At 71.3% G+C, this 3,125-nt stretch carries 2 protein-coding genes; both read right to left on the bottom strand.

What is annotated here, in order from left to right:
- Positions 1-869: hypothetical protein (locus tag AX737_RS02140; RefSeq protein ID WP_197430426.1), on the bottom strand; the 869-nt coding region annotated here is incomplete at its 3' end.
- A gap of 82 nt (positions 870-951) precedes the next feature.
- Positions 952-3,125: type III secretion system export apparatus subunit SctV (gene sctV, locus AX737_RS02135; RefSeq protein WP_348626795.1), on the bottom strand; the 2,174-nt coding region annotated here is incomplete at its 5' end.

The raw sequence follows: 3,125 nt of genomic DNA, 5'->3' as shown, positions 1-3,125 counted from the left end.
AGGCCCACCACCGTGCCGAAGAAGCCGAGCAGCGGCAGGAAGGGCAGCAGGCCGCGCACGAAGCGGCGCGAGGCCCCGTGGAAGGCGGCGAAGGCTGCCCCGAGCGCCTGCGCATCCGGCCCCCCGCCCCGCAGCCCCTGCGCCAGCGAGCGGACGGTCCGGGTATGGCCGAAGCCCGCGAGCGGCCCGGCGAGCAGGCCCCGGAGCGTGCCGGGGCCGGTCCGGTCCCCCCGCGCCAGTTCCCGGCGCAGGGCGGCGAGCGCCTCGCGGTCGCGCCGGTGCTGGAGCGCGGCCTCGCCCAGGAAAGCCAGGATGACGCAGAACAGCACCACGATGGACCGGTGGATCGCGCTCTCGCCGGCGAGCGCGTGCGCGACGAGATCGACGAGCCCCGTGCCGCCCCGGGCCGGCCCCAGATAGGCGAGCCCCTGGTAGAACAGCAGCGCGAGGCAGGCGCCGAGCGCCAGCGCGGCGGCGGCGGACTGGGCGGCGACGGGGGCGCGGGCGCGGAGCGGCGCCCGCCAGAAGGCGGCGAAACGCTGCTCGTTCGCCTCCGCCAGCGCGCGGGCGGCGAACAGCGTGACCAGGATCTGCGGCCAGAGCGGGTGGGCGCGCACGGCCGCCGCCAGCGGTACGTCCGCCGCCAGCGCCGGCAGGAGCGGCACGGCGGCGGCCAGGAGGGCGGCGCCGCCCGCCCCCCAGCGGAAGGCACGGGAATCCGACTCGGCGCCCCGCACGAGGCCTGCCGCGATTCCCGCCCCGCAGAGGAGCGCCGCGGCCCAGAAGGCCGGCCCCTGCCCGCCTGCGTGGACGAGGAGGTAAAGACCGAAGGCGACCAGGAGGCCGCACCCGTAGGCGAGGAGGCGCAACCGCTCGGCGGAAGCCCCTGGCCTGCTCCCGGCCCTGCTCCCTGCTCTGCTCCCTGCCCTGCCCGACAGCGCTGCGGCCCGCTCAGGCGGCATTGTTGAGCTGCGCCGTGAGTCTCACCCGCTCCAGCGGCTGGACGTTCGCGCTGGCGGTCAGCTCTTGGTAGGAGAGCACCGCGAGGTTCGGGAAGTCGCGCTCCACGATCTTGCGCATGAAGCGGCGGATATCCATCGGCACCAGGATCACGGGCGGCACCGCGCTCTGCCCCGGCGCACCGACGGCCGCGCGCATCGCCGCGATCAGCTGCCGGTGCACGTCCGGCGAGAGGGCGAGGTAGGAGGCGCCGCTGGTCTGGCGGATCGCGTTGCGCACCGTGTCCTCGATCTCCTTCGAGATCAGGTAGGCCGGGATGATGCCCTGGCCGCCTGAGAACTTGTGCGTGATGTAGCGCGAGAGCGCGGCGCGGACGTGCTCGGCCAGCACGATCGGGTCCTTCTCGCGCTGGCCCCAGGTGACGAGCGCCTCCAGCACGGTGCGCATGTCGCGGATCGAGATCTCCTCGCCGACGAGGCGCTGCAGCACGTCCGTGATGGTGATGGTGGGCAGGAGACGGGTCACCTCGCGCACCAGCTCGGCGAAGTTCTTCTGCATCTGGTTCATCAGGTACATGGTCTCCTGGACCCCGATGAACTCCGCCGCATGCCCCTTCAGCACGTGGGCGAGGTGGAAGGTGAGCATGGTGGAGAGCGTCATCACCTGCATGCCGGCCCGCTCCAGCACGGGCAGGTGCTTGGTCGAGACCCAGTAGCTCGGCGTGTGGGGCAGGAAGTCCTCGCCGCGCTCGAAGGGGATGTCGAACATGCGCAGGTTCGCCTCGGTCTCGCGCACGATGACGTAGCCGGGCCGCGCGGCGCCCGCCGCCACCGGGATCTCGTTGACGAGGATGCGGTACTCGCCCTCCTTCAGGTTCTCGTTGAGCCGCAGGTGAATTCCGGGAAACGGCACGCCGAGGTCGAAGTAGAGGGCGCGGCGCACGCGGGCGACCTCGCGGTCGAGCTTGTCCGGCCGGATCGCGTTGCGCACGGACGCGGCGATGTCGACGATCAGCGGCACGGTGAGCGCGAAGCTCACCGCCTCGACGGGGCCGCTGTCGGCCTCGTCGCCGCCGGGCAGCGAGGGCGCCTTGCCGGGGGGCGCGAGCGCGGGGGCGAGCGCGGGCATCTCCAGCGAGCGGGTCTCGGCCGCCCCGCGGCCGCGCCGCCGCACGATCAGCCAGCCCCCGCCCCCGGTGAGCGCGGCCAGGATCAGGAACACCGGTGCGGGGAAGCCCGGCACGAAGGCGAAGACCGTGAGGATCACGGCCGTGATCATCAGCGCCTTCGGCTCGGCGACGAGCTGGCTGGAGATGTCGCTGCCGAGGTCGGCATTGTCCTCGGAGGCCACGCGCGTGACGATGAAGCCCGCGGTGATCGAGACGAAGAGCGCCGGGATCTGCGAGACGAGGCCGTCGCCGATGGTGAGGAGCGAGTAGCGGTCGAGCGCCTCGCCGAGCGGCATGCCCCGCTGCATCGTGCCGATGGCGATGCCGCCGATCATGTTGACCGCGATGATGATCAGGCCCGCGATGGCGTCGCCTTTGACGAACTTCATCGCGCCGTCCATGGCGCCGTAGAGCTGGCTCTCCTTCTCCAGCTTATTGCGCCGGCGCTTGGCCTCGTCGAGCTCGATCATGCCGGCGCGCATGTCGGAATCGATCGACATCTGCTTGCCGGGCATCGAATCGAGCGAGAACCGCGCCGAGACCTCGGCCACGCGCTCAGAGCCCTTCGTGATCACCATGAAGTTCACGATCGTCAGAATCAGGAACACCACGAGGCCGACCACGAGGTTGCCGCCCACCACGAAGCGCCCGAACGTCTCGACGATATGGCCGGCATCCGCCTGGATCAGGATCAGGCGGGTGGTCGAGATGGCGAGCGCTAGCCGGAACAGAGTGGTGAGCAGCAGGATCGACGGGAAGGAGGAGAGCTGCACCACGTCCGTCAGGTAGACGGCCGCCATCAGGAGAATCGCCGCGAGGCAGAGGTTCAGCGCGATCAGCACGTCGATGATCGCCGTGGGCAACGGCAGGATCATCATGAAGACGATGCAGATCAGCAGGAACGCGAGCAGCAGGTCGTTGCGCTTCGAGAGCGCGTTGAGGAACTTCATCATCGCCCGGACCGCGTCCCGCCCCCGCTGCGGGCTCGCGCCCGCCC

This window comes from Methylobacterium sp. CCH5-D2, assembly GCF_001556475.1.
Classification (GTDB): domain Bacteria; phylum Pseudomonadota; class Alphaproteobacteria; order Rhizobiales; family Beijerinckiaceae; genus Methylobacterium; species Methylobacterium hispanicum.
The sequence above is the reverse complement of the archived record's forward strand: the minus strand, read 5'-3'. Positions and strand labels throughout refer to the sequence as shown.